General features: G+C 44.3%; 16 protein-coding genes. 7 read left to right on the forward strand and 9 right to left on the reverse strand.

Features of this window, described 5'->3' with window-relative positions; genetic code table 11:
* Positions 1-4: 4 nt before the first annotated feature.
* Genes H0S56_RS11160 through H0S56_RS11180 form a run of 5 tightly spaced genes read right to left on the reverse strand, consistent with a single transcriptional unit; the run spans position 5 to position 7,724 of the window.
* Positions 5-1,156: an ABC transporter permease gene (locus tag H0S56_RS11160; RefSeq protein ID WP_195725079.1), complete on the reverse strand. Its 1,152-nt coding sequence runs from the start codon at positions 1,154-1,156 to the stop codon at positions 5-7.
* 7 nt (positions 1,157-1,163) lie between these two features.
* A complete protein-coding gene (locus tag H0S56_RS11165; RefSeq protein ID WP_004279216.1) occupies positions 1,164-2,102 on the reverse strand; it encodes an ABC transporter permease in 939 nt (312 codons plus the stop codon).
* A gap of 12 nt (positions 2,103-2,114) precedes the next feature.
* Positions 2,115-4,121 (reverse strand): M3 family metallopeptidase, encoded by a 2,007-nt coding sequence (locus tag H0S56_RS11170; RefSeq protein WP_195725080.1) that lies wholly within the window; start codon positions 4,119-4,121, stop codon positions 2,115-2,117.
* 20 nt (positions 4,122-4,141) lie between these two features.
* Positions 4,142-5,944: an ABC transporter substrate-binding protein gene (locus H0S56_RS11175; protein ID WP_195725081.1), complete on the reverse strand. Its 1,803-nt coding sequence runs from the start codon at positions 5,942-5,944 to the stop codon at positions 4,142-4,144.
* A gap of 22 nt (positions 5,945-5,966) precedes the next feature.
* Positions 5,967-7,724 carry an ABC transporter substrate-binding protein gene (locus H0S56_RS11180; protein ID WP_195725082.1) on the reverse strand — a complete coding sequence of 586 codons (1,758 nt, stop codon included), beginning with the start codon at positions 7,722-7,724 and terminating at the stop codon, positions 5,967-5,969.
* A 724-nt stretch (positions 7,725-8,448) separates the two neighbouring features.
* Between H0S56_RS11180 and H0S56_RS11185 the strand changes: the two genes are divergently transcribed.
* The 5 genes from H0S56_RS11185 (at position 8,449) to H0S56_RS11205 (ending at position 13,807) form a co-directional block, all read left to right on the forward strand.
* Entirely contained in the window at positions 8,449-11,142 is a 2,694-nt protein-coding gene (locus tag H0S56_RS11185; RefSeq protein WP_195725083.1) for a TonB-dependent receptor, read from the forward strand.
* Positions 11,143-11,289: 147 nt separating this feature from the next.
* Positions 11,290-11,991: an energy transducer TonB gene (locus tag H0S56_RS11190; protein WP_005107731.1), complete on the forward strand. Its 702-nt coding sequence runs from the start codon at positions 11,290-11,292 to the stop codon at positions 11,989-11,991.
* Between the two features lie 36 nt (positions 11,992-12,027).
* Complete coding sequence (locus tag H0S56_RS11195; protein ID WP_195725084.1) at positions 12,028-12,927, forward strand: MotA/TolQ/ExbB proton channel family protein; 900 nt, start codon at positions 12,028-12,030, stop codon at positions 12,925-12,927.
* Between the two features lie 16 nt (positions 12,928-12,943).
* Positions 12,944-13,369 carry an ExbD/TolR family protein gene (locus H0S56_RS11200; protein WP_004279209.1) on the forward strand — a complete coding sequence of 142 codons (426 nt, stop codon included), beginning with the start codon at positions 12,944-12,946 and terminating at the stop codon, positions 13,367-13,369.
* Between the two features lie 21 nt (positions 13,370-13,390).
* Complete coding sequence (locus H0S56_RS11205) at positions 13,391-13,807, forward strand: ExbD/TolR family protein (RefSeq protein ID WP_004279208.1); 417 nt, start codon at positions 13,391-13,393, stop codon at positions 13,805-13,807.
* 55 nt (positions 13,808-13,862) lie between these two features.
* Here the strand turns inward: H0S56_RS11205 and ftn are convergent, their stop codons facing one another.
* Complete coding sequence (gene ftn / locus H0S56_RS11210) at positions 13,863-14,327, reverse strand: heteropolymeric bacterioferritin subunit Ftn (protein ID WP_004279207.1); 465 nt, start codon at positions 14,325-14,327, stop codon at positions 13,863-13,865.
* Positions 14,328-14,669: 342 nt separating this feature from the next.
* On the opposite strand from ftn, the gene H0S56_RS11215 reads away from it, so the two are divergent.
* Positions 14,670-15,737 (forward strand): SDR family oxidoreductase, encoded by a 1,068-nt coding sequence (locus H0S56_RS11215; protein ID WP_195725085.1) that lies wholly within the window; start codon positions 14,670-14,672, stop codon positions 15,735-15,737.
* Between the two features lie 102 nt (positions 15,738-15,839).
* Positions 15,840-17,144 carry an IS4 family transposase gene (locus tag H0S56_RS11220; RefSeq protein ID WP_195725086.1) on the forward strand — a complete coding sequence of 435 codons (1,305 nt, stop codon included), beginning with the start codon at positions 15,840-15,842 and terminating at the stop codon, positions 17,142-17,144.
* Between the two features lie 64 nt (positions 17,145-17,208).
* Here the strand turns inward: H0S56_RS11220 and ligA are convergent, their stop codons facing one another.
* From ligA to smc, 3 genes are all read right to left on the reverse strand, one after another.
* Positions 17,209-19,248 (reverse strand): NAD-dependent DNA ligase LigA, encoded by a 2,040-nt coding sequence (gene ligA, locus H0S56_RS11225; RefSeq protein ID WP_195725087.1) that lies wholly within the window; start codon positions 19,246-19,248, stop codon positions 17,209-17,211.
* Positions 19,249-19,357: 109 nt separating this feature from the next.
* On the reverse strand, positions 19,358-20,323 hold the full coding sequence (locus tag H0S56_RS11230) for a cell division protein ZipA C-terminal FtsZ-binding domain-containing protein (RefSeq protein WP_195725088.1): 966 nt from the start codon (positions 20,321-20,323) through the stop codon (positions 19,358-19,360).
* A 1-nt stretch (position 20,324) separates the two neighbouring features.
* A complete protein-coding gene (smc, locus tag H0S56_RS11235; protein ID WP_195726086.1) occupies positions 20,325-23,777 on the reverse strand; it encodes a chromosome segregation protein SMC in 3,453 nt (1,150 codons plus the stop codon).
* Positions 23,778-23,786: the final 9 nt, after the last annotated feature.

Genomic DNA, 23,786 nt, shown 5'->3' on the forward strand with positions numbered 1-23,786 from the left:
GCTCCTATTTCAGTTTTGGATCTAATGCATCACGGAGTGCATCGGTAAACATCGAGAAAGCAGTTACCAATACCGCCATGGCGATTGAGGCTGCCGCCAGTTGCCACCATTTACCCAAAATCAGCTCGCTTTGCGCTTCATTTAGCATACTGCCCCATGACACTACCCCGATAGGCACACCGAAACCAAGGAAGCTCAAAATGACTTCAGACTTGATAAATGCCACCACCAGAATAGACATCTGTACCAGGGCAATATGGCTGACATTGGGAAAAATATGGACAAACATACGACGCATATTACTCACGCCAATCGCCTTGGCAGCCAGCACATATTCACGTGCCGTATGTTTCATGTATTCGGCACGAACCAAACGGAAGACCCCGGTCCAGCCAGTCAGACCTAAAATCAGGATGATTGATAAAATACCTTTCTGCTGTAACACTGCGGCAATGGCCAAAACCAGCAACAGATAGGGAATTGAGGTAAAGATATTATAAAACCAGTTGAGGACATCATCGACCCAACCACCAAAATACCCTGCTATTGCACCCAGTGCAGTCCCAATCAGTACAGCGACAAAGGCTGCAATCAATCCAACCAGAATCGAGGTTTCAGCCCCCTTGATGGTTTTCTGTAAAACATCCTGTCCCCATTTATCGGCGCCGAAGACCAGACTTTGCTTGAGTTCCCCACTTTCATCCATCAGCTGGCCGCCGAGCTCCTGATTAATGGCCTTCATGTCTTCTGCCAGCGGATCGACCACGCCATAATAATCGATGCCTGCACCAGCACCCTGCTCAGCAGCAATTTCAGCATTCAATTCAGCAATGACATCTTTTAAAGGATCAACTGGATTGACCGGTACAGCAACAGATTCTGTACCCTGTTCTGCATCAGATCCAGCCGGAACTGGCGCTGCACTGATAAAACTCGGCGGTGCATAGCTGACCGCCACTTCTTTATTCCAGTCTTTGGCAATTAGGCCGCTCATTGACAGTACCAGCAGCAGCAGATAAAACAGCACCACATACAGGGAAAACATGGCAATCCGGTCACGTTTCAAACGGCGCATGGCCAGTTGCCATAATCCTGTTGAAGCCGATTCAGGTGCTACTTCAGCCGCTTGTTCTTTTTTAAATATCGCACTCAGCATAATTCACCTACTTCAACTGTACACGCGGATCGACCCATTTATAGATCAGATCGGCAATCAGGTTGAATATCATGGTCGCAGCAGCAACATAGACCGTAATGGCTTTAATCACAGGAAAATCGGAACGTTCTACCGCAATAATGACTTCACGGCCAATTCCAGGAATACCAAAAAAACGTTCAATCAGGAAAGCACCGATCAGCAGTGCCGGAAGTCCTGCCATGACATCGGTAATAATCGGAATCGAGGCATTGCGCAAGACATGCACGCCCATGATACGGTTTTCACCCAGGCCTTTGGCACGCGCAGTACGTACATAGTCCTGATTAACTTCATCCAGTACGAAACTACGATACAGGCGTAGTGTTGGTGCGATACTGACCACCAACATAATCAGCACAGGTAACAAGGCATATTTGAAAAGATTATCGGCGAAATTATCACTCCAGCCCTGTACCGGAAACCAGCTCAATTCATAAGCCAGGAAATACTGGAACACGATGATGTATACCAGAATACTGATCGACATACCGATCGTACACAGCATCATGATCATGCGATCAGTCAAAGAACCACGAACCGAAGCCACCCCCAAAGCCAAAATGATAGAAATAATAGTTTGCAGAATGGTCAGTGGAATCAAAATGGTCAGTGAGGGCCCCAAACGGGTAGTGATAATCTGTGCCACCGACTCCCCGGTGCTCCAGCTCACCCCATAATCAAAGGTTAAAATCTGCTTGATAAAGATCCAGAGTTGTACGTAATACGGTTGATCCACACCCAGTTGCTGACGGATGTTTTCAATCTGTTCCGCATTGGCCATTTTACCGGCCAGAATATAGGCAGGGTCTCCACCTACCCAGTTAAACAGCAGGAATATCAGCAAAATCACCCCAAGCATGGTCGGGATCATTTGCCAAAGCCGTCGAATAATATATGCCAGCATCGCTTGCCTTCCTTAATTTTTTCCAGAGATTTCATTAAAGAAAGCTTTGCTGTCCGGATCACGACCCAAGAAGTCTTTCACCATTTGCTCGCCATGCTTTTGTCCGCCTTGAGCCAGGACCGTATTACGATAATGCGCACCGACTTTCTTGTCCATGAGCTGATCACCAAAGGATGAAAGCATATCCAGGGCAATGACTTCAGACCACATATAGCTGTAGTAACCTGCCTGATAGCCGCCCATCAGATGCCCGAACTGTCCCGGGAACTGCTGACCGCTGACATAACCCAAGGCGGTCTTGCCTTCCATATCCTGCCAGAGTTTTAAAGGCTCAATGTTTTTTGCATCTTTACCATGCAAGGCCATATCATATTGGGCATATAAAGCCTGACGGGCATAATGCAGGCCTCGGCCGTAATTCTTCACATTCTTTAAGCGCTCGGTCATGGCAGCATCCACCCGAGGACATGCCGGCTCACAGTAAGCCGCTACTTTTGACAAGGTTTCCAGACGGCGTGCCCACTCTTCATACATCTGTGATGGTGCTTCTACAAAGTCACGCTCTACCGAGGTACCAGACTGTTCTGTATAGCGGGTTTTCGATAGAATCCCGTGCAAGGCATGACCCATTTCATGCACAAAGGTTTCCAGCTCGTTGCTATTCAAGCCCTTACGGTTAAAATTGGTCACCAGTACCGATACCGGACGACGCTGATTCAGGGTACTGCCGCCATAAGCTCCCCAGACAGCTGCATGCCCATATTTACCTTCACGCGGGTATTTATCGACATATAATCCGCCCAAGAATTCGCCCGTTGCTTTGTCATGTACCGCATAATATTCCACTTCATCATGCCAGGCCTTGACTTTCACCGGCTTGAACTCAATGCCATAGAGTTCCGAAGAAATAGCGAATAACCATTTTTGCGATGCTTCTGTCGGGAAATAATCCCGCAATTTTTCCTGGTCAACCTTGTATTTGGCCTGACGCAGTTTTTCACTCCAGTAACCCTGATTCCAGCGTGTAATTTCTGCTTTTTCTAGTGGAACTTTTAAAGTTTCAGCCTTGAACTGACGTAATTGTTCTACATCCTGCTTTTCTAAAGGTGCAACTTTGGCATAAACCTCATCCAGAAAACCGTTCACTGCTTCCGGAGTTTTGGCCATGCGGAATTCAAGCGCAGAATGGGCATAGCTTTCCTTATCAAAAAGTTGTGCCATTTCATAACGCAGATCAATGGCTTTTTTCATGAATTGCAGGTTTTGTTCGGTCCCGCGACGCGTGTAAGCGGTCTGGTAACGTTTGCGTGCTTCATCACTTTCTGCCAGCTCCATAAAAGGCTGGTATTCCGGATAATCAAAGCCAAGCAGATAATTGCCCTTTTCATTTTTCTTTAAATTTGCGATGTAACTTTCTGGCAGGCCTTTCATTTCAGCTGGAGTAAATTCAACTTTTTCAGGGTTATCCCGCACATTTTTGGAAAAATCCTGCCCCAGTTTGGTACTTTCTTCAATAATTTCTTTCAGTCGTTTCTGTTTTTCTGCACTGAGTTGTACCCCGGTATTCTCAAACTGTTCCAGAATATCTTCTAAAAATTTCTGATCAATCGGATCGCTGGCTTTCAGTTTCTTGAACTGGGCATACAGTTTAGGATTCTGATACAGGGTGGTCTGGTATTTGCTGATTTTAAGTTCACAGTCATCGGCTGCCTGACGCAATGCAGGATCCGGATCGACATTACTATATAGTCCTACTGCAGCACCGAAATCCCGGGCTTTGGCATGCAACTCATCCCATTCAGCCAGATAAGGCCCTGCCTTGGCTTTATTTTTAATTTTCTTATTTTCAAATATCTGGATATCTTTTTGCATGGAAGCCAGACTGGCATCACATAAAGACGGAATTTCTGCAGCCTTGAACAATGGCAGCAGCTGTACTTGGGTATCTGCCGCTACACCTTGATATCCCCCCATTATCATTAAACATAAGGTACTTAATTTTAAAGACTTTGATTTCATATTCATCTCCAGATTTTTTCTTACTTTTTCGTATTAATATCGATATACATCCATTCTGAAGACAGAATCGGATGGGACTTATGTCCAATAATTTGGGGTTGGGTCAAGGCATTACGGTAGGTGCTATAGAGCATCAGGGTCGGCATGTTGACTTCCAGAATCCGGGTCATTTTGCGGTAGAGCAGATCACGCTCCGGACCTGGTGGCATGCTCTGGGTTTGTTCGTAAAGACGGTCAAATTCAGGATGCTTGAAACAAGCATTGTTGGTGACATTGACATTCTTGCCATAGAACAGCTGCATAAAGTTGTCGGCATCTGGATAATCGGCAATCCATGCAGAACTCTTGAACATGGTTTTACATTGCTTTTCCAGCTTGATGCCTTCAGCGAATGGCATGGCCTTACTGGTCAGCTGAATATGGATACTGTCCAGGGTCTTTTTCCAGAATTCACCCTGCTGCTGGCCCCGACTGGTATTCCCAGTAATCAGTTCAATCACCAGAGGTTTACCTTCAGGCGTTTTCCGCCAGCCATCTGCACCGATCTTGTAGTTATAGCGGTCGAGCAACATGTTGGCTGCTTTGACTGAATAGGGAATACTGCTTTTATAGGACGGTGAATAGCCTGCTACTCCTGGGGGAATAGGCATGTGCAGTTTTGCTCCATCTCCCTTAAGTAATACATTGATCATGTTTTCTACAGAAAATGCCATCGCCATGGCACGACGTAAGGCAATTTTTTCTGGCGCGAAACCACCCACAACCGGGTTTTGCATATTCCAGTAATGGTAGCTAATGGAGGGCTCTAAAATACGTGACAGCTTCACTCCCTGCTGAGCCAGCTCAGGCTTTAATTTGTCACCATCGAGGGCCTGTACGACGATATCGCCCTCAATTTCGAGCAGGTCCAGTTCATTTTTCTTAAATGCCAGCATCCGGGATTGCGCTTCTTCAATAACACGCACATCAATAGTGCCGATTTGAGGCATTTTTTTGCCCTGCATGGCTTTTACAATCGCCTGATCTTCTGCACCACTGGCTTTAAAGTCCCAGACAAAACCACGATAAGCCGGATTTGGTTTTAAGATAATCCGTGAGCCTGGTGTCCAGCGGCTGAGCACATAAGGACCAGTTCCCACTGGTCTATTCATGACCCAACCCGCCTTGTCTTTATATTTTTCAATCACTTCACGAGCTACCGCAGCGGCCGGCCCATGTGCTAGCAACATCGGAAAGTTCTGATCCGGATTATTCAGCTTTAAGACCAAGGTATAGCGGTCTGGGGTCTGAATCCCTTCAAACGGATTTTCATAGGCTTTGCCATTCTTTTTGGTTAGGGCCGTCCATGCTTCCAGCCCCTTGATTCGACCATCCAGCAACCAGCTGTTCGGTGAATGCAGCTTTGGGTCCAGTAGACGTTTCAAGCTATAAGCATAGTCATAAGCGGTCAGTTCACGTTTTTTTCCCGCAAAGACCGGATCATCGGCAAAGTAAATACCCTTTTTTATTTTGATGGTATAAGTCAGGCCATCTGCACTCACTTGAGGCAGACTGACTGCAGTCAATGGCACTAATTTTGCCGGCGAGGCCAGATAGTCATAGGTAAATAAGGTCTCAAAAATCGCCGAATTAATCTTGGCCGAATAACGGTCATGGATATAACCCGGATCAAAACCGGTTTCAGCTGCCAGAAATACTGTTTTTAAAACCTTATTCGGGTTGGCAGGATTGGCAGCCCATGTCGATGCACTCCCTGCCATCATCAAACCGGCTACTAACACCCCACTGGCCAGTTTTTTTAAAGTATTTTTATTCACATTCATACTGGTTCTTAATCTTCTCAAGTTATTTTTTAACAGGTTCAATATCCATATATTGCCAAACTGCTCTGGTCACCGGATGGGCCTTAAAGCCCTGTACATGCGGATGAATCAACCAGTTGCGTATACGGGTATTGTGCAGAATCCATGGATTATCGGCTTCCATCTGACGGTTCATCTGCTCATAATATGGCGTCCGCTGCTGCGGCGGCAGTTTCATCGCGGTCTGGTACAATGCGTCGTAGGCTTTTGAGGTATAGCAACTCAGGTTGCCTTGCTGCGCATTTGGCCCATACAGTAACTGGGCAAAGTTTTCCCCTTCCGGATAGTCCGCAATCCAGGCTCCCCCCCACATCATATGTTTGCATTGGGTGGCTTCTTTTAGATTGTCAGCAAAATTACTGACCTTAAACTCAACTTTCACCCCGATTGCATCCAAGTTCTTTTTCCATAGCTCCGCAGAAATCACCGAAGAGCTTGAGCTGGTCGAGTTCATTTTCAGAACCAATGGCTTGCCATCAGGCAAGGTGCGGTAACCGTCGGCGCCTTTCTTGTAGCCAAAACGATCGAGCAGTTTATTGGCAAGCAATGGGTTGTAGGCAATGCTGCTTCTATAATTCGGGTTATATCCACCCACACCTTCAGGAAGAATCATTTCAGCTTTAACAGCATGCCCTTTATATAGCTGCTGGATGGCTTCTTTCTGGTTATAGGACAAGGCAATAGCACGGCGTAGTGCAATTTTTTCCAGGGAGTTCCCACCAATCACCGGATCACGCATATTCATGATGGTATAGGTGATTTCCGGTTCTTTATTCGGATAATGCAGAATGCCTTTTTTCTTGTATTCACTTTTCAGCTGTTTATTTTCCAGTGCCTGTTCAGCGCCGCTTGCAGTCAGTTTGTCATAGTCTAATTGTCCAGATTTTAAGGCCAGCCAGCGTGATTGTTCTTCTTCAATAATACTAATTTTGACCTTGCCAATTTGTGGCATCTGCTTGCCTTGCATGACCTTGACAATCCGTTGATCCCACTCTGAACCATCCCCCTTAAAGTTCCAGACAAAACCGCGATAATTTGGATTAGCAGTTAACTCAATACGGCTACGCGGCACATATTTGTGTAACTGGTATGCCCCTGTTCCGACTGGATGCTGACCTACCCGATCGCCATAATGTTCGATGACTTCGCGTGCAGTACCAGCAAAAGCGACATAGGCCAGAATATAAGGAAAGTTCAGGTCTGAACGGGTCAGGGTAATTTGTAAGGTATATTTATCTAGGGCTTTTAAACCGGCAATCGGAGCATCATAGTTAAATTTTCCCGTTTTTTTAGCCTGCTGGATGACCTGATCTGCCCCAAGGATTTTCCCCTCAATAAAAGAAAAAGAAGGAGAATGATTTTTGGGATCCATGATCCTTTGCATGGAGTAGATATAATCACGCGCCACCAGTTCACGCTTTTTGCCCTGAAATGCCGGATCATCACTGAAATAAATTCCTGGCTTGACTTTAAAGGTATAAACTTTGCCATCCTGCTCAACCTTGGGTAAAGATTCAGCTGTATTTGGAGCCAAGATTGCCGGCCGCGCCAGATAGTCATAACGCAATAGAGGCTCAAAAATAGCTTCAGCAACGCTACCACTATAAAAATTATAGGTTTTGACCATATCAAAACCATCATCAGGTGCTTCGAAAGCCAAGTTTAAAACTTTATCCGGATGTGCAGATGATTTTGCCCAGGAGGTTTGCCCCGTAGTCATGGCCAAGGCCAAAATTGTCATACTGAAAAATGCTGATTTCAAATTTGTACCTATTCTTGATCTTGAAGTTTTATTGCTATAGGAAGTCTTTAACACATCATCCCATATTTGCTTCAATGGATGGGTCAAAGCTGGACAGATGGAATAAACTGAACAAAGCGAATTTCATGCCATCCTCGAAAAATAACGATTTTTTCCTGTTATTAACTCAAAAAAGCTTATTTTTATTAATCATTTAAAACATTATCAATAACATAATATTTTCCATGAATCATTAATTTAATGTTTATTCTTAAAATCTAGCTTCAAGCCTAGTCTGCACAAAAATAAACCAGACCTGTTTCATATTATTGCATCCTCCCACTGTTTCAACCCAAGAAAATACACACATAAGTAAATGAAATATATAATTATTATCTTATTAAATTATTGTATATTTTATGTAAAAATCATGCACCATGATTAAACTTTATTCAATTTATCTTTCAGTTTTAGATTCCTTTCTTATTCATTAAATATTTATTTTTTACTTTCTCATGGTTTCCTATAGAGACTTTCTTCAGATTTTAAACCCCACTCTCTTAATTTTTCTTCATCAAAACTTAGTAAACCTCCCAAAAAACTAAATTAAATATAATTTTTTCAATCACTTAATATTTTTTAAAATTAATAATTTATAAGTTGGCATTCGCTTTGCTTAAGTCCTCCCAGCACTACTTCACATAACAAAAGGGTGAAAATTACGATGAAAAAAAACAAATTGGTCGGATCTATGGGGGCTCCAACCGTTGGAAAAAAACTCATCAAATTAAGCGCGTTAAGCTTAAGCATGATGTGTCTTTCGCTGGCACATGCAGCAGATGAACCAGAAAACTCCGCTGCACAACCTACCAAGGTAGAGAAAGTGCGAGTTACTGGATCATCTATTAAAGGTGTAGCCGCACAAAGCGCCTCACCAATCACGATTATTAAAGGTGAAGATCTGGTGAATCAGGGGGTAACCACTGTAGAAGAAGCATTGATGAAAGTCAGTGCCAACCAAGCAAGTTATGTCACAGCACAAAATGTCGGTGCCAGTAATACCAGTGGTTCAACAGCAAATTTACGTGGTCTTGGTTCGGATAAAACTTTAGTTTTAATTAATGGTCGCCGTGTTGCAAGCAGTGCATTTGGTACCGATTCAACCAACTTAAACAACATCCCTCTCGCATTGGTAGAGCGCATTGAAGTCTTACGTGACGGCGCATCTGCAGTCTATGGTGCAGATGCAGTGGGTGGTGTAATCAACTTTATTACGAAAAAGCAATATGAAGGCGTGGGCATTACTTTAGGTGGTCAAATTCCTGAAGAAAAAGGCGGCGAAAAAATTGACGTTTCGATTTTTGGGGGATATGGCGATCTAGATGAACAGGGTTTTAATGTCTACGGTGTGATCGATTACCGAAAACAAGATGCGATTTGGGCAAAAGACCGTAAAGTCAGCCGCCGTGGTGGGGTACTTCCTGAATTAGGAATTGATGGCAGTTCAGCAAATGCTTTCCCTGCAAACTTCTACGATCCTAATGGTGGTCCATTGGATGAAGATGGTAATCCTGAAGGGATATTAGGCAACCCTTATGGCGATGACTGTTTAAATACCAAAGATACTGTACCTGAAGATGGCTTCTGTTATCTAAATACCCAAACTGTTATTGGTATTGTGCCTGAACAAGAAAATCTTTCTGCATTAGGTCGTGCAACCTTCAAACTATCAGACAACTTTAATGCAATTGGTGAATATATCTATGCACGTGATGAAGTAACCACTTCAATCGCGCCTGATGTTTATAGCCGTAGTGTGACCTTGCCTTATGCTAGTAAATATTATCCAGGTAAAGGCATTACCCCAGCATTTGATGGTTTGACGACTAACACCCTGCAACTGTATCTACGTTCACAAGGCGGCAACCGTGTTTCTAAGTCAATTAACGAATCGAACCGTATCTTTGCTGGGATCGAAGGTGAAGCATACGGTTGGGACATGAACGGGGGTATCACTTACACAAAAAGTGAGGCAACCGATAGTTTCGTAAGTGGGTATTTAAACCGTAGTCGAGTTCAGGCTGCACTTGATAATGGAACTTTGAACCCATTTGGACCACAAGCGCCAGAGGATCAAGGTCTTTGGAACACTTTTGATGTCAAAGGCGATACCAATCAGGCATCTTTAGATTCAACTACAATTGACTTTACCGTGAGTCGTCCAATCTACACACTTACTGCAGGTGATGTTGGTTTTGCTTTCGGCGGTAGTTTCTCCAAACAAGACTGGGAAGCAACTGTAAATTCTGAAATTGTTGCTCAAGTTCCAGGTTCTGGTATTGATCCAAATAAACCAAAAAGCTCAGGCGATCGTGACATTAGCGCAGTATTCACTGAATTCCAAGTACCTTTATTGACCAACCTGGAATTACAGTTGGCTGCTCGTTATGATGACTATAGCGATTTTGGTGACACCTTTAATCCTAAAGTGGCCTTACGCTGGGAACCAGTTAAAGAACTCATGTTCCGTACTTCTTACAGTACCGGTTTCCGTGCACCAAGCTTATATGACGTCAATGCTCCTTCGGTCAGAACCTGGACTGGTGCAAGATATAACGACCCGATTCTTTGCCCGGGTGGTACACCAACTGAAACCAGATACCAAACTGAATGTAATACCCAGTTTATCCGTACACAAGGCGGCAATTCTGAACTAGGTCCAGAAGAGTCAACATCTTACATGGCTGGTTTTGTCTTTGAACCGATCAAAAACTTAGTTTTCACTGCCGATTACTACAATATCGAAATTGAAAACCTAATTGGAACGATTGGTGAATCATCAATTTTTGGTGATCCAGAAAAGTATGCTCAATACTTTGTTCGTAATGCAGAAGGGCGTATTGACCATATCTCAACTAACTTGATTAACTCCGGTGGCTTGAAAACCCAAGGTATTGATTTGAGTTTGAACTATCTTTCTCCAATGACGTCAACTGGCCGCTTCGGTTTCGGTATTGACGGTACTTATGTGATTCAAATGGATTACCAGGATGAACCAGGCGGTGAGTGGGAAGGTTATGTCGGTGTTTATGATGACCCAGCAGTGGTTCGCTGGAAACATACTGCAAACGTGAACTGGTCTTATGAAAACTGGAGAATGGTGTTTGAACAACAGTTCGTTCGTGGTTATGAAGACTATTCAGAAGAACGCGATGTTGCTGACTACACCGTATACAACATTTCTGGCACTTACAAAGGATTTAAAAATCTGGAGCTAACTGCCGGTATTAAAAATATGTTCGATGCAGAACCACCTGCCTCTGACGTAATGGATAACTTCCAATACGGTTATGACCCACGTTATAGCGATCCAACAGGCCGCGCTTACTTCTTACGTGGTACCTATAAATTCTTTTAATTAATTACTTCGCAAACACTGCTGCCAAGCGGTGTTTGCGGTTTTCCCCGTTTAATTTTAGCCAAACAAAAAATAATGCTGCCTGTAATCAAAAAAAATTCTCATCAGTGCACTATTTCCTGTTTGTCTTAAATTCTAGGAGTCATGATGGGCACAAAGTTTGAAGACTTAGAAAAAAACTCCGCCAAAAAACTGACTGGTATTGGGGTCGTTGTTTTTTTGCATATCCTGGTGGGCCTGGTACTCATGGCTGGTATGGCAAAAGACATTATTAAACCAACGGAACAGCCGGTAGAACTGATGATCATTCAGGATATCAAACCGCCTGAACCTGAGCCACCAAAAGAAACACCCCCTGAACCACCAAAAATCGTGGAAAAAGTGGCACAAGTGCCTGAGGTGAAACCGGTTGAAAAAGTAGTTCCTGTACAGAAAACACTTCCAACGCCAACCCAACCGACAACTGTTGCAGTGCCTACTCCCGTTGCAGCGAATCCTTCACCAAGTCCGATAGCAGCACCGGCTCCAGTAGTCGCAGCCGCTCCAGCACCAGCCCCTCCACCCGCTGGTGTCACTCGTGGTGTTTCACAAGGTGAAGCAGGTTGTAAACGCCCAGACTATCCACGTGATGCACTAATGAATGAAGAACAAGGTGAAGTCTTGATCTCTGTATATGTAAATACCACCGGCAAGGTCCAGGATGCCAAAGTGAAAAAGTCGAGCGGTAGTCGTGCGCTGGATCGTGCAGCATCCAAGGCCTTTAGTTTATGTACTTTCAAGCCAGCAATGAAAAATGGCGAGCCGCAAGAATCTTGGTATGACATTCCCTATGAATTTGTCCTTGACTAACAGATACAACAGATAAAGAAAAAAATCAGGAGATCTATGATGAAAAAATCACTAAAACCTTTAAAAAACATGACTGCTGCCGGTGTAATTGCCATGAGCACTTTATTACCTCTACAAGCAGTTTTTGCAGAACAGTCCGCTACACCAAATACCAGTGCTGTTACTGAAACAGCGGTAACAACACCTGCAACAGCGGCTACACGGACCCCACCGCCATTACCAGCTGAAGCTAAGGATGAAAAGGCTGGATATAATCCTTATAGCCTAGAAGCCATGTGGAAAGAAGGTGATATTGTTTCGAAAGTTACCTTGTTCATTCTATTGATTATGTCGATTGGTACCTGGTACATCATGATCAGCAAATGCCTGCAACAAGGCAAGATTCGCAAGCAAGCCAAGGAAGCTGAACACCAGTTCTGGGAATCGTCTTCTCTGGATAACGCAGCCCAAAACCTTAATGAAGCCAGCGTTTACCGTTTTATTGCAGAAAAAGGGATTAAATCAACCAAAAATCATGGTGGCAATTTACTTGAACGTATTGATTTCAATACCTGGGTCACCATTTCGATTTCCCGTGCGATCGACAAAATCCAGAACCATCTGAGTGGCGGTCTAGCCTTCCTTGCCACAGTCGGTTCTACCGCACCTTTCGTTGGACTTTTCGGTACGGTTTGGGGGATTTACCATGCACTGACTGCCATTGGTGTTTCAGGTCAGGCTTCGATTGATAAAGTAGCAGGTCCAGTGGGTGAAGCACTGATTATGACAGCTATCGGTCTGGCCGTAGCAGTACCTGCAGTACTTGGCTACAACTGGTTGACTCGCCGTAATAAAGCGGTCATGGAAGAAGTCCGTACTTTTGGTTCTGATTTACACGCAGTATTACTCAGCGGTGAAATTACAACCAATAATCCTGTTAATCGTGACGTGAAGTAAGAGTGAGGCATCAGCCATGGGAATGATGGTCAATTCAAACGACAGCGATGATGAGGTAATTGGAACCATTAATACCACCCCTTTGGTTGATATTATGCTGGTTCTGCTCATTATCTTCCTGATTACTGTACCGGTTGCCATTCATACCGTACCAGTCGATCTACCCGAAGAAAGAAATGTACCGTATGAAACCAAACCGGAAAATGTTCAGCTGGCTGTCAATAAAACTGGCGATATTTTCTGGAACGAAATCTATATCGCAGATAAAACAGTTTTACTGAGTCGTTTACAGGCAGAAGCCCAGAAACGTCCGCAGCCTGAAGTGCATATTCGTGGTGATCAGTTAACACCTTATGAGGCAATTGATCAGGTGATTAGTACCACCCAACAGGCCGGTATCGGCAAAATTGCTTTTGTCACCACTCCGCCCGCTACACCTTAAGCACAAAGAGGGATTAAGTTTATGGGTATGAATGTTGGTTCAAATCAAGATGATGATGTGATGTTAGATGTCAACATGACGCCACTGATTGATGTCATGCTGGTCTTGCTGATTATGTTTATTATCACAATTCCTTTGCCGAATAACTCGATTAATATCGATCTACCGAATGGAACGCCTCCTGTAACCGATGAAAAACCGCCTGAGCTGGTGGAATTACGTCTGGATGCACAAGGTAAGATTTTCTGGAATGAACAGCCGGTAGCAAATACCCAAGCTCTGGAAAACTTATTCAAGACAGTAGCGCAAAAAGCGGATCAGGATCAGATTAAAATCAAGGCGGATCGTGCCACTGAATATAAACATATCGCTATGGTCATGGCGGCAGCTCAAAGGCTGGAGGTCAAAAAAATTGGCATTATGAGTAATAACAACTAAGTATTTTCAAGATATAAAAAACCCAGCATGTGCTGGGTTTTTTATTCATCCGGTTTTACATCTGTGACTGAATATAATTTTGCAGACCAATCAGTTCGATTAAGCGCAATTGTTTTTCTAACCAGTAAGTATGGTCTTCTTCGGTATCCGACATTTGCTGGCGTAACATATCACGGCTGATATAGTCACCTTTCTCTTCGCACAGTTTGATGCCCTGCGCCAGTTTTTCCCGCACATGATATTCAAGTTTTAGATCGGCTTTCAGGCAGCTCACCACATCCTCGCCAATCTCAACGTCATCGCGCTGCATGTTTGGCGTTCCTTCAAGGAACAGAACACGACGGATAATCGCATCCGCATGCTGGGACTCTTCTTGCATTTCGTGATCGATACGTTCAAAGATTTTGGTCAATCCCCAATCTTCATACATACGAGAGTGAATCAAGTATTGGTCACGAGCAGCCAGTTCGCCACCGATCAACATATTTAAATAATCTACGACTTCTGGATTTCCGCGCATTTGAATAACTCCCTACCTGTATTTTGCTATTATGGCGAAAAGCAATTGAATTTGCAAAGCTTAACCATGGTTAAATATTTGATTTTTATATAATTAAAATGAGAAGTACTTGCATTTACACTTTGTTCTTAATGAAATCCCATTTATAAAACAACACTTTGCACTTTCATTACGCTTGGCAATAACCTAAAACTGGCGAATAAACACATGCGTTAAAATTTGTAAATCTTAATTTTGACCAGACAGATTCATTCTTTTTGTATAAACATCACTGCATTGGCGTACTTCATGCTTAAATTTCGCTTATCATTCACACAAATTTAAAACAACAACGGTTCCGATATGACACATCCACAAACAACAGCGCCTGTTCTGGTTACCGGTGCATCGGGTTATATTGCCAGCTGGGTCATCCAGAAATTACTCACGCAAGGCTATACCGTACATGCCACGGTGCGTGACCTGAATAAAAGTAAAAGCTTTGCCCATTTAGAAAAAATTGCCGACAGCACTCCGGGAACTCTCAAGTTATTTCAGGCCAATTTATTAAGCCCGGGTTCTTTTGATCAGGCGATGCAAGGTTGTGAAATTGTCTTTCATATGGCCTCACCTTTTGTGGTCACCAACTATAAAGATGCAGTCAAAGATATTATCGAACCTGCGGTGTTAGGCACTGAAAATGTACTGAATAGTGTCAATCAGACTGAAGCAGTGAAACGCGTGATCGTCACATCGAGTATCGCATCCACCTATGGCGATGCCATTGATATTCTACAAACTAAAAATAACAGTTTTGATGAATCACACTGGAATACCACCAGTTCGGCCACACATCAGCCTTATCCTTATTCCAAAGTCATGGCAGAGCGCAAAGCCTGGGAAATGGCTGAAGCACAGGATCGCTGGGATCTGGTCTGTATCAATCCGGCACTGGTTTTTGGTCAATCCTTAACGCCAAATACCCAATCCGGTAGTGTAGAAGTCCTGCAACAGTTTGCCAACGGCATGACTTTGCTTGGTGTCCCGCCGATGTGGAATGGCGTCGTCGATGTTCAGGATGTTGCTGAAGCGCATATCCGTGCGGCGTTTAATCCAGAAGCGCATGGCCGTTATATCATTTGTAGTGAAAGCTTGAGCCTGCTGGAAATGGGCCAAATTCTACGGGCATATTTTGGCAATAAGTTTCCGTTCCCGCGCAATCAATTGCCGAAGGCAGCTTTCAAAATGTTCGGACCTGTAGCAGGTTTTAGCCGCAAATTTGTAGAGCTAAATATGGGTTATCCAATTTTCTTTAATGCCCAGAAAAGTAAAAATGAGCTCGGCATTGAGTATCGTCCGGTGAAAGAAAGTCTGGTTGAACATTTCCAGCAATTGCTCGATGATGGCGTCGTAAAAAAATATATTCCTTAATCTTTTTATGCGAAAAAGCCACCCGAAGGTGTAATGCCAGTCAGTTAAGCAAAAAAAGTTAAAATGCTGTAAAAAGAGCGTATGTAAATACGCTCTTTTTTTATGAATTTATCTCAGAATCTAGATTTAACATTAAAACAAACCCTACCTTCACTTTCACAATTCAGTGAATTGATTGATTTAAACTGGATTGAAGATTGCTTAGACCAAACAGGTAAAGCATCAATTCGAAAAAGAAAACTGCCTGCTGAACATGTTGTTTGGCTGGTAATCGGACTTGCTCTATCTCGAAATCAACCGATTTGGTATGTGGTTCAACAATTGCAACTTGTTTTCGGTACGGCAGAATACTATGTACCGAGTGCATCCGTACAAGCAAGACAACGCTTAGGCTTAGAACCCATGAGTGCTTTATTTTCGACATTAAGTCAGGCATGGTTTAAAGACTCACAACAACAATATAGCAACTTTCACGGTCTATGCGTTTGTGCTGTAGATGGTGTGGTTTGGTCTATGCCTCATACAGAAGAAAACTTTAAGCACTTTGGTTCATCCAAAGGCAAAACAGCAGCTGCACCTTACCCACAAGTTAGAGCGACTTGCCTGGTGAATACCAATACCCATGAAATGATTGATGCCCAAATGGGCAGTATGGATCAAGGTGAATTAACCTTAGCCAGTCAATTAAAAGCACCAGTTCGCAGTATTACCCTATTTGATCGTGCTTACTTCTCTGCTGATTTTTTAGTGAGCTGGCAATCTCAGGCAGAAGAGAGTCATTGGTTGATGCGAGCAAAGGACAACCTGCGTTATGAAGTGATTCATCATAATGCGGCCCATGACTTTCAGATCAAAATGCCTGTTTCAGCAAGAGCAAAAAAGATAAATCCGTCATTGGGTGACTATTGGGAAGCACGTTTAATTGAAGTTGAATATGCAGGAAAAATAAGACGTTACATTACATCATTAACAGATTCTAAAGTTTATCCATTCAAAGACCTTGCAATGCTTTATATCCAGCGTTGGGAAATAGAAATGTGTTATCGGGAAATTAAAAGTGATTTACAGGATGCAAGGATTTTAAGAAGCAAACAACCTGATTTGGTCTATCAAGAATTGTGGGGGGTATTTATTGCATATAATATCTTAAGAAGACAGATGAGGTTTATCGCTGAACATGCAAAGGTGAGTCCTTTAAGGATCAGTTTCCATATTGCATCTATGAGTATTATCAATATCTTAAGGCACACACCTTTAGAATCAGCAGGAAACCTACCCAAACATTTAGCGCAATTATTTGAACAATCTAAAATATTTGTATTACCTGAAAAAAGGCAAAGGCAATGTCCGCGAGTAGTGAAAATTAAAGCACAAAAATATCCAAGAAAATGCCAGTCAATTTCTTAACTGACTGGCATTAACCCGAAGGTGGCTTTTTTAATTCTTATTCTTTCATGAAATGTGCAGAGATTTAGGCCTCAAGCTGACCATAATCTTGCATCAAGCCAATAAACTGTTGTTCATTGATCACTGGAATACCCAGTTTTTCTGCCTTATCCAGTTTTGAGCCAGCTTTTTCACCCGCAACCACACATTTGGTTTTGCTGGATACACTGCCACTGACTCGCGCACCTAAGGCTTGCAATAACTGGGTTGCGTCATCCCGCCCCATACTGCTTAAAGTTCCGGTGACCACCCAGCTTTCGCCATTCAATGGCTGACGCGTTGGTGCAATCGGTGCATCCCAGTGAATACCGGCAGCCAGCAAACGATCCAAAACTTCCAGATTATGCGGTGCCTGAAAGAAATCCAGAATCCATTCCGCAGTAATATCACCGACATCCGGTGTTTTCTTTAATGCTTCAATATCAGCATTGCGTAATGCCTCCAGCGTCTGGAAAGTATTGGCCAGCATCCGCGCCGTGGTTTCACCCACCCCACGAATACCGAGAGCATAGATAAAAGCAGCCAGTGTAGTTTTCTTGCTGTTTTCGATAGCATCTAAAAGATTCTGAACCGATTTGGCCCCCATCTTTTCAATACCCAGCAAAGTCTCACGATGTTCATGCAGATGGTAAATATCTGATACATCTTTCAGAAGATTTAAATGTAGCAGTGACTCTACCCAGCGATCACCCAGCCCTTCTATATCCATGGCCTTACGCGACACAAAATGACGAATGGTTTCGATTCGCTGCGCAGCACAATAGAGTTCGCCAGAGCAGCGGGCCAATGCTTCACCTTCCGGCATCACTACTGGTGAATCACATACTGGACATTGTTCAGGTAAATGCACTTCTACTGCATCGACTGGGCGGAATTCCGGCCAGACTTTTTCCACCTTAGGAATTACATCGCCACTACGATAAACACTGACCGTATCGCCAATACGCACATCCAGACGGTGAATTTCCCCAATATTATGCAGCGTCACATTGGAGACTGTTACTCCACCAACAGCGACCGGATTCAAACGCGCAACCGGCGTCAATGTTCCAGTACGACCCACTTGCCAGTTAATATTTTCTACCGTAGTCAGTGCTGCAACTGCCGGAAATTTATAGGCGGTGGCCCAACGCGGTTCACGGCTCAGGAAACCAAGCTGTTGTTGCTGTTTCAGGTCATTGACCTTGATTACCATGCCATCGATTTCGACACTGAGACTGGCACGCTCATCAATGATCTGTTCGTAGACCTTTTGCACGTCCTGAATACTGTCACAGATAAAGTGACGCTCGCCAACCGCAAAACCGAACTGATGTAACCATTCCAGACTGGCGGACATAGTGGTTTGTCCATGATGCGGCACGCACTGAGCAATCCCATAAGCATAAAAAGCCAATGGCCGCGAGGCAGCAATATTCGGGTCCAGCTGACGCAAACTTCCTGCCGCAGCATTACGCGGATTAGCAAAGGTCTTTTCACCTTTGGCGGCATTGGCTGCATTCAGTTTTTCAAAACCGGATTTTGGCATCAACACTTCGCCGCGTACTTCCAGCAAATCGGGAATGATGCCATTCACCGAAGATAAAAGTTTCGGCAGGTTGCGAATGGTTCTGACATTCTGGGTGATGTCTTCACCGGTTTCCCCATCGCCGCGCGTCACCCCACGCGTCAATACGCCATGCTCATACCAGAGTGAGATGGCCAGACCATCAAATTTCAGTTCAACATCATATTCAATTTTTTGATTTGGCAAACGTTCTTCAATACGGCGGGCAAAAGCCAGCAGATCTTCCTGATGAAAGACATTGCCCAATGACAGCATCGGCACGGCGTGTGTTACGGTCACAAATTTTGAAAGCGCCTGCCCACCCACTTTATCGGTTGGGCTATCGGACTGGATCAGGTCAGGATATTGTTGTTCTAGGGCTTTGAGCTGATGAAAGAGCTGATCATATTCACTGTCTTCAATGCTCGGTTGATCCATCACATAATAAGCATGGTTATGCTTGGCAAGCAGTTGAATCAGTTGACGCATTTGCGCAATGACAGTGGCATCTTGGGTCATAATTTCACCATAAAAAAGGGCGGAAAATCCGCCCTGTAGAATATTCAGCTTTTGGCTATTATAAAAATTGCAGTCTACAGATTCAACTTGGAGATTGAACAAAGCAGCCTTAAACTTCCGTGCCTTGTCCAGCACGATAATCAATTGCCTGATGGCGCCAGAATTCACGTAATTGTGGGGTAAATTCCTGCTGGTTCTGATCATAGACCAGACCATCCACTTCACGGGCAATCAGACGTGAAATACTGTCCATGGTATCAAACGCATTTTGTACATCGCTATGCGGTAAAGCCAGGAAGAATGCCAGACCTTTCACTTCCTGAGTTGAAAGTGTTTCCAGATCAAAGCCTTCCATGCCGGTGTCAGTCATTTGCAGTACCGAGAACAGCAGTTTTGAACCATCTTCACTATAACGGTGGAAACAGGCCAGTTCGCCATAACGCAGGCCATATTTCAGTAGAACTTTCAAAGTCTTATCACCTGAAAGTACACGGCCTTGCGGATAGATATGCAAAGAAATAATGGTTTCAGCATTGGACAAAGCACTTTCTTCATCCACTATTTTTTGCTCATGCAGATGTGCATCCAGAATACTGCTTTCATCATTAAATTCAGAAATTTCTGCTTTTTCGATGTTGCTGTTCAGGCTGAATTCAGGCATTTCTTCCTTGGTTTCAGTCTGGCTATTCTTCTGTTCGGCTTCTACCTGTTGAACATCTGCTGCTGTTGCTACCGAATTTGCCACTCCTTCAGCTTCTGTTGACGGGACAACTGCAAGAGTTTCGACCGCTGCCGGCTCAACCGGAGTTGATTCAGCCTTGCGAAAGGCGGAAGGCTTTTCAGGAGCCGGTTCATCTATACCCAAGCTTGGCTCGATACGATCAGATTCGACATCCTGTTGTGCCAATTGAGAACGTACATGCCTTGGAATGATCGGTGTCTGGCTATCCGGGTCGATATGCAGGTTGGCATCCAGTGAAGGCACAGCCTCTACAGGTTTTTTGAACAGCATTCTTATACCAAACAGCATAATCACAATTGCGATAACAATCCCGATAATGGTGGTGATTTCCATATTATACCTCCGCAGCTAGGCCGTATTCTTTTGCCTGTTCCAAATTAACTGTCACTAATTTTGATGTTCCCGGTTCAGGCATGGTTACACCTAAAAGATCAGTCGCCATCATCATTGCAAGTTTGTTATGGGTAATATAAATAAATTGCACGTGTTCAGAAAGCTCTTTGACTAAATTACAAAAGCGTCCCACATTGGCATCATCCAGCGGTGCATCGACTTCATCCAGTACGCAAAATGGTGCCGGGTTTAAGCGAAAAATCGCGAATACCAATGCTAATGCAGTTAAGGCCTTTTCTCCACCAGAGAGTAAGGCCAATGAGCTGTTTCGTTTACCCGGTGGTCGGGCCATGAGTTTTACACCCGACTGCCAGCCATCTTCAAGGCTTAAACTCGCCTCACCACCTTCAAACACTTTCGGGAACAGGTTTTGCAGTTCAGCATTGACCTGATCAAACGTGTGCATAAACAGTTTACGGGTTTCCTGGTCAATACTTTTCATCGCAGCCTGTAGCTGTTCAACCGTATTTTCCAGATCCTGCATCTGGTGACTCAGTTCCTCATAACGTTTTAACACTTCTTCATATTCTTCAGAAGCCGCCAGATTGACTGCACCAAGTTTATCGAACTGAGCCTGAGCTTTTTCCAGTTTGGCTTGATGTGCTTTAACATCAATATCCAGCCCGGAAATTACTTCACTATTCAACTCTTTCAGTTGTTCAGAATAATGCTGCAAATCAGATTTGGCTGCCTGCCAGGCCAGACGTTTTTCTTCCAGTGTACTGCGAAGTTTTTCATCCTGCTGCTGGAAGCTGTGACGCTGTTCGGTCAGCTGCTGCTGTTTGCTCTGCACCTGATTTAATTCAACCTGCCAGTCGACCCAGGTTTTTTGCAGCTTTTCAGTGATCTGCGCCTGTTCATTAAACTGGCTCTGTAAAGCAGGCAATTCCAGCTGTACCGGATCAACAAATTTCTTGGCCTGCTCGATTTGTGCAGTAATTTGTTGAGACTGTTCTTTTAGGAATACCTGATCTTTTTCCAGTAATTCGATCTGCTGTTGGCTTTGCACACATTGACGGCGCAGCAATTCCAGTTCCTGCTGCGCTTGCTGGCTAAGCTGCTGCGAGTCATCTAACTGAGCGCTCAATTCTTCCAGCTGGAATTGCAGGGTTTTATAATTTGGTAACGCCTGTTCCAGCTTGATATTCAAGGCATGCAGGTCAATTTCCAGATCATCTTTCTGCATGGCATCTTCTTCAAGCTGCTCATCAAGTTGTTGCAGCTGATGCTGTAATTGCTGCTTTTGCAATGCAAAAGCCTGCGCACTACTTTGTACTTTAGCAATATTGACATCGAGTTGCTGCAGCTGCTTTTGAGCTTGTTTCTGCTGCTCGCTGATACTCTGAATCTGATTTTGCAAAGCTTTAACCTGATCGGCGAATTCAGGTAACTGCTGCTCCAGCTGCATAAACTTAGGTTCAAGTTCCGCAAGCTGCTGCTCAATTTCATCCAGACGGATTCGATGACTCAATGCGCCTTGTCCGGCCTGACTGGCTTCATCATACTCCAGCGCAATGACCCAGTCTGCCCCAACATGATAGCCATCCAGACTTAGGATTGACTGGCCTTGTAATAGCTCAGTTTGAAGCGGTAATGCTTGTGCTAATGTATCTACGACCGCGACTTGTTGCCACAGTGAATAATGCGGAGATTCAATCCAGTTGGCCAGACACATCGTATTGGCAATCTGAATTTTATCCTGCACAGCCTGTTGCTTTAGCTGACGTGCACAATCTTCAAGGAAGTGCTCGCCCTCGGCCAGAATCTGGGCAGACAGCCACTTGGCCAAAAACTTTTCGATCAGGCTGGCATGTGCTTTCGCCTGCAGATTGAGTTTCAGCACCTGCATCAACTGGACCGTATCACTCTTGGCATTTGGATTGGCTTTGGTCAGCAATTGACTCAGGTTTTTCTTTTCCGAATGAAGTACCTGAATTTCAGATTTGAGCTGCATCAAGCGCTGCTGATGGGTCGCCTGCTCTGCCTGCATCTGCTCGAATTGATTTTTTAAATCTGTTAATTGAATTTCATAGTCAGCGATTTGCTGTTCAGCCTGGACTTTATCTGCCTGATACTGCTCCAGCTCATCTTGCTGCGCCTGTTGCTGAATCTGTGCACTTTGCTGTTGTAGCGTCTGTTTCTGCTGTTCAATCCGTTCAATATTCTTTGCCAGTTGCTCGCTTTGAGCCAGCATCTGTAATTTACGCTGTTGCTGCTGTTCGACCTGGGTTTTGATCTGGGTAAATTGCGCTGCCACAGTGCTATGCTGTGACTTGAGCTCAGTCAGATTCTGGCTTTGCGTCTGATTCTGGCCATCTTGTTGCTGCAATTGCGCCTGCTGATCTTCAAATTGCTGCTGTAACGTATCGAGTTGCAGTTCAATCAACTGCAAACGCTCTTTGGTCTGGACTTTTTGCTGTTCCAGCTTGACCAGACTGGTGGAATTTTGCTCCAGCAAAGACTGCTTTTGTTGCAGGGTCATTTCCAGTTCAGCCAGTTTTTTCTCGGCCTGTTGCCATTCGCTTTGCAAAGGAGTGGATTGCTGAATCAGGCGCTGGAACAGTTCACTGGTGCTGCCCAAATCATGTTCAACGGTGGTCAGTTCGGAACGTACCAGCTTAAAGTTTTCCTCGAGCGTATTCATCTCAAGGGTATATTCTTCCTGTAAACGCTGGCTTTGCTCACATTGAAAAGACAGGATTTCGATCTTGATCGTTCGGATCTGTCCTTCCAGTTCTTTATATTGAATTGCACTTTCCGACTGCCGTTTCAGGGTTTTTAGCTGAGATTTCAGTTCGGAGGCGATATCTTCCAGACGCGACAGGTTTTGTGTGGTGTGATCCAGATGCAGCATGGTTTCACGGCGACGCGCCTGATAGCGCGACACTCCAGCTGCTTCTTCAATATAGACCCGCATTTCATCGGGCTTGGCATCGACCAGACGGTTAATCATGCCCTGCTCGATAATCGCATAGGAACGCGGACCAAGACCGGTACCCAAGAAAATATCGGTAATATCACGACGACGGCATTTGCTGCCATTCAGGAAATATTCGGACTTGCCATCGCGGTTGACCTGACGGCGTACTGCCAGTTCATTATAGGCATTATAAGCACCGCCCAGCTTGCCATAGGTATTGTCAAAGCGCAGTTCTACACTGGCCATACCCACCGGTTTACGCTTGGCAGTTCCGGTAAAGATGACATCCTGCATGCTGCCACCACGCAACTGGCGCGCACTGGACTCGCCCATGACCCAGCGTATGGCATCAATGACGTTGGATTTACCACAACCATTCGGTCCCACGACCGCAGTACGATTATCTTTAAAATGTAAAGTGGTACTGTCGGCAAAAGATTTAAAGCCTGAAAGTTTTAAACTGCTTAAACGCATAATGTCCTG

The organism is Acinetobacter lwoffii (assembly GCF_015602705.1).
In the GTDB taxonomy this organism is placed as follows: Bacteria; Pseudomonadota; Gammaproteobacteria; order Pseudomonadales; family Moraxellaceae; genus Acinetobacter; species Acinetobacter lwoffii_E.

Coding starts and splice junctions, on each gene's coding strand:
- H0S56_RS11190 (WP_005107731.1), top strand. CDS start 11,290: ATGGGCACAAAGTTTGAAGACTTAGAAAAAAACTCCGCCAAAAAACTG.
- H0S56_RS11220 (WP_195725086.1), top strand. CDS start 15,840: ATGAATTTATCTCAGAATCTAGATTTAACATTAAAACAAACCCTACCT.
- ftn (WP_004279207.1), bottom strand. CDS start 14,327: ATGCGCGGAAATCCAGAAGTCGTAGATTATTTAAATATGTTGATCGGT.
- H0S56_RS11200 (WP_004279209.1), top strand. CDS start 12,944: ATGGGAATGATGGTCAATTCAAACGACAGCGATGATGAGGTAATTGGA.
- H0S56_RS11205 (WP_004279208.1), top strand. CDS start 13,391: ATGGGTATGAATGTTGGTTCAAATCAAGATGATGATGTGATGTTAGAT.
- ligA (WP_195725087.1), bottom strand. CDS start 19,248: ATGACCCAAGATGCCACTGTCATTGCGCAAATGCGTCAACTGATTCAA.
- H0S56_RS11165 (WP_004279216.1), bottom strand. CDS start 2,102: ATGCTGGCATATATTATTCGACGGCTTTGGCAAATGATCCCGACCATG.
- H0S56_RS11170 (WP_195725080.1), bottom strand. CDS start 4,121: ATGAAATCAAAGTCTTTAAAATTAAGTACCTTATGTTTAATGATAATG.
- H0S56_RS11180 (WP_195725082.1), bottom strand. CDS start 7,724: ATGACAATTTTGGCCTTGGCCATGACTACGGGGCAAACCTCCTGGGCA.
- H0S56_RS11215 (WP_195725085.1), top strand. CDS start 14,670: ATGACACATCCACAAACAACAGCGCCTGTTCTGGTTACCGGTGCATCG.
- H0S56_RS11230 (WP_195725088.1), bottom strand. CDS start 20,323: ATGGAAATCACCACCATTATCGGGATTGTTATCGCAATTGTGATTATG.
- H0S56_RS11175 (WP_195725081.1), bottom strand. CDS start 5,944: ATGAATGTGAATAAAAATACTTTAAAAAAACTGGCCAGTGGGGTGTTA.
- H0S56_RS11195 (WP_195725084.1), top strand. CDS start 12,028: ATGATGAAAAAATCACTAAAACCTTTAAAAAACATGACTGCTGCCGGT.
- smc (WP_195726086.1), bottom strand. CDS start 23,777: ATGCGTTTAAGCAGTTTAAAACTTTCAGGCTTTAAATCTTTTGCCGAC.
- H0S56_RS11160 (WP_195725079.1), bottom strand. CDS start 1,156: ATGCTGAGTGCGATATTTAAAAAAGAACAAGCGGCTGAAGTAGCACCT.
- H0S56_RS11185 (WP_195725083.1), top strand. CDS start 8,449: ATGAAAAAAAACAAATTGGTCGGATCTATGGGGGCTCCAACCGTTGGA.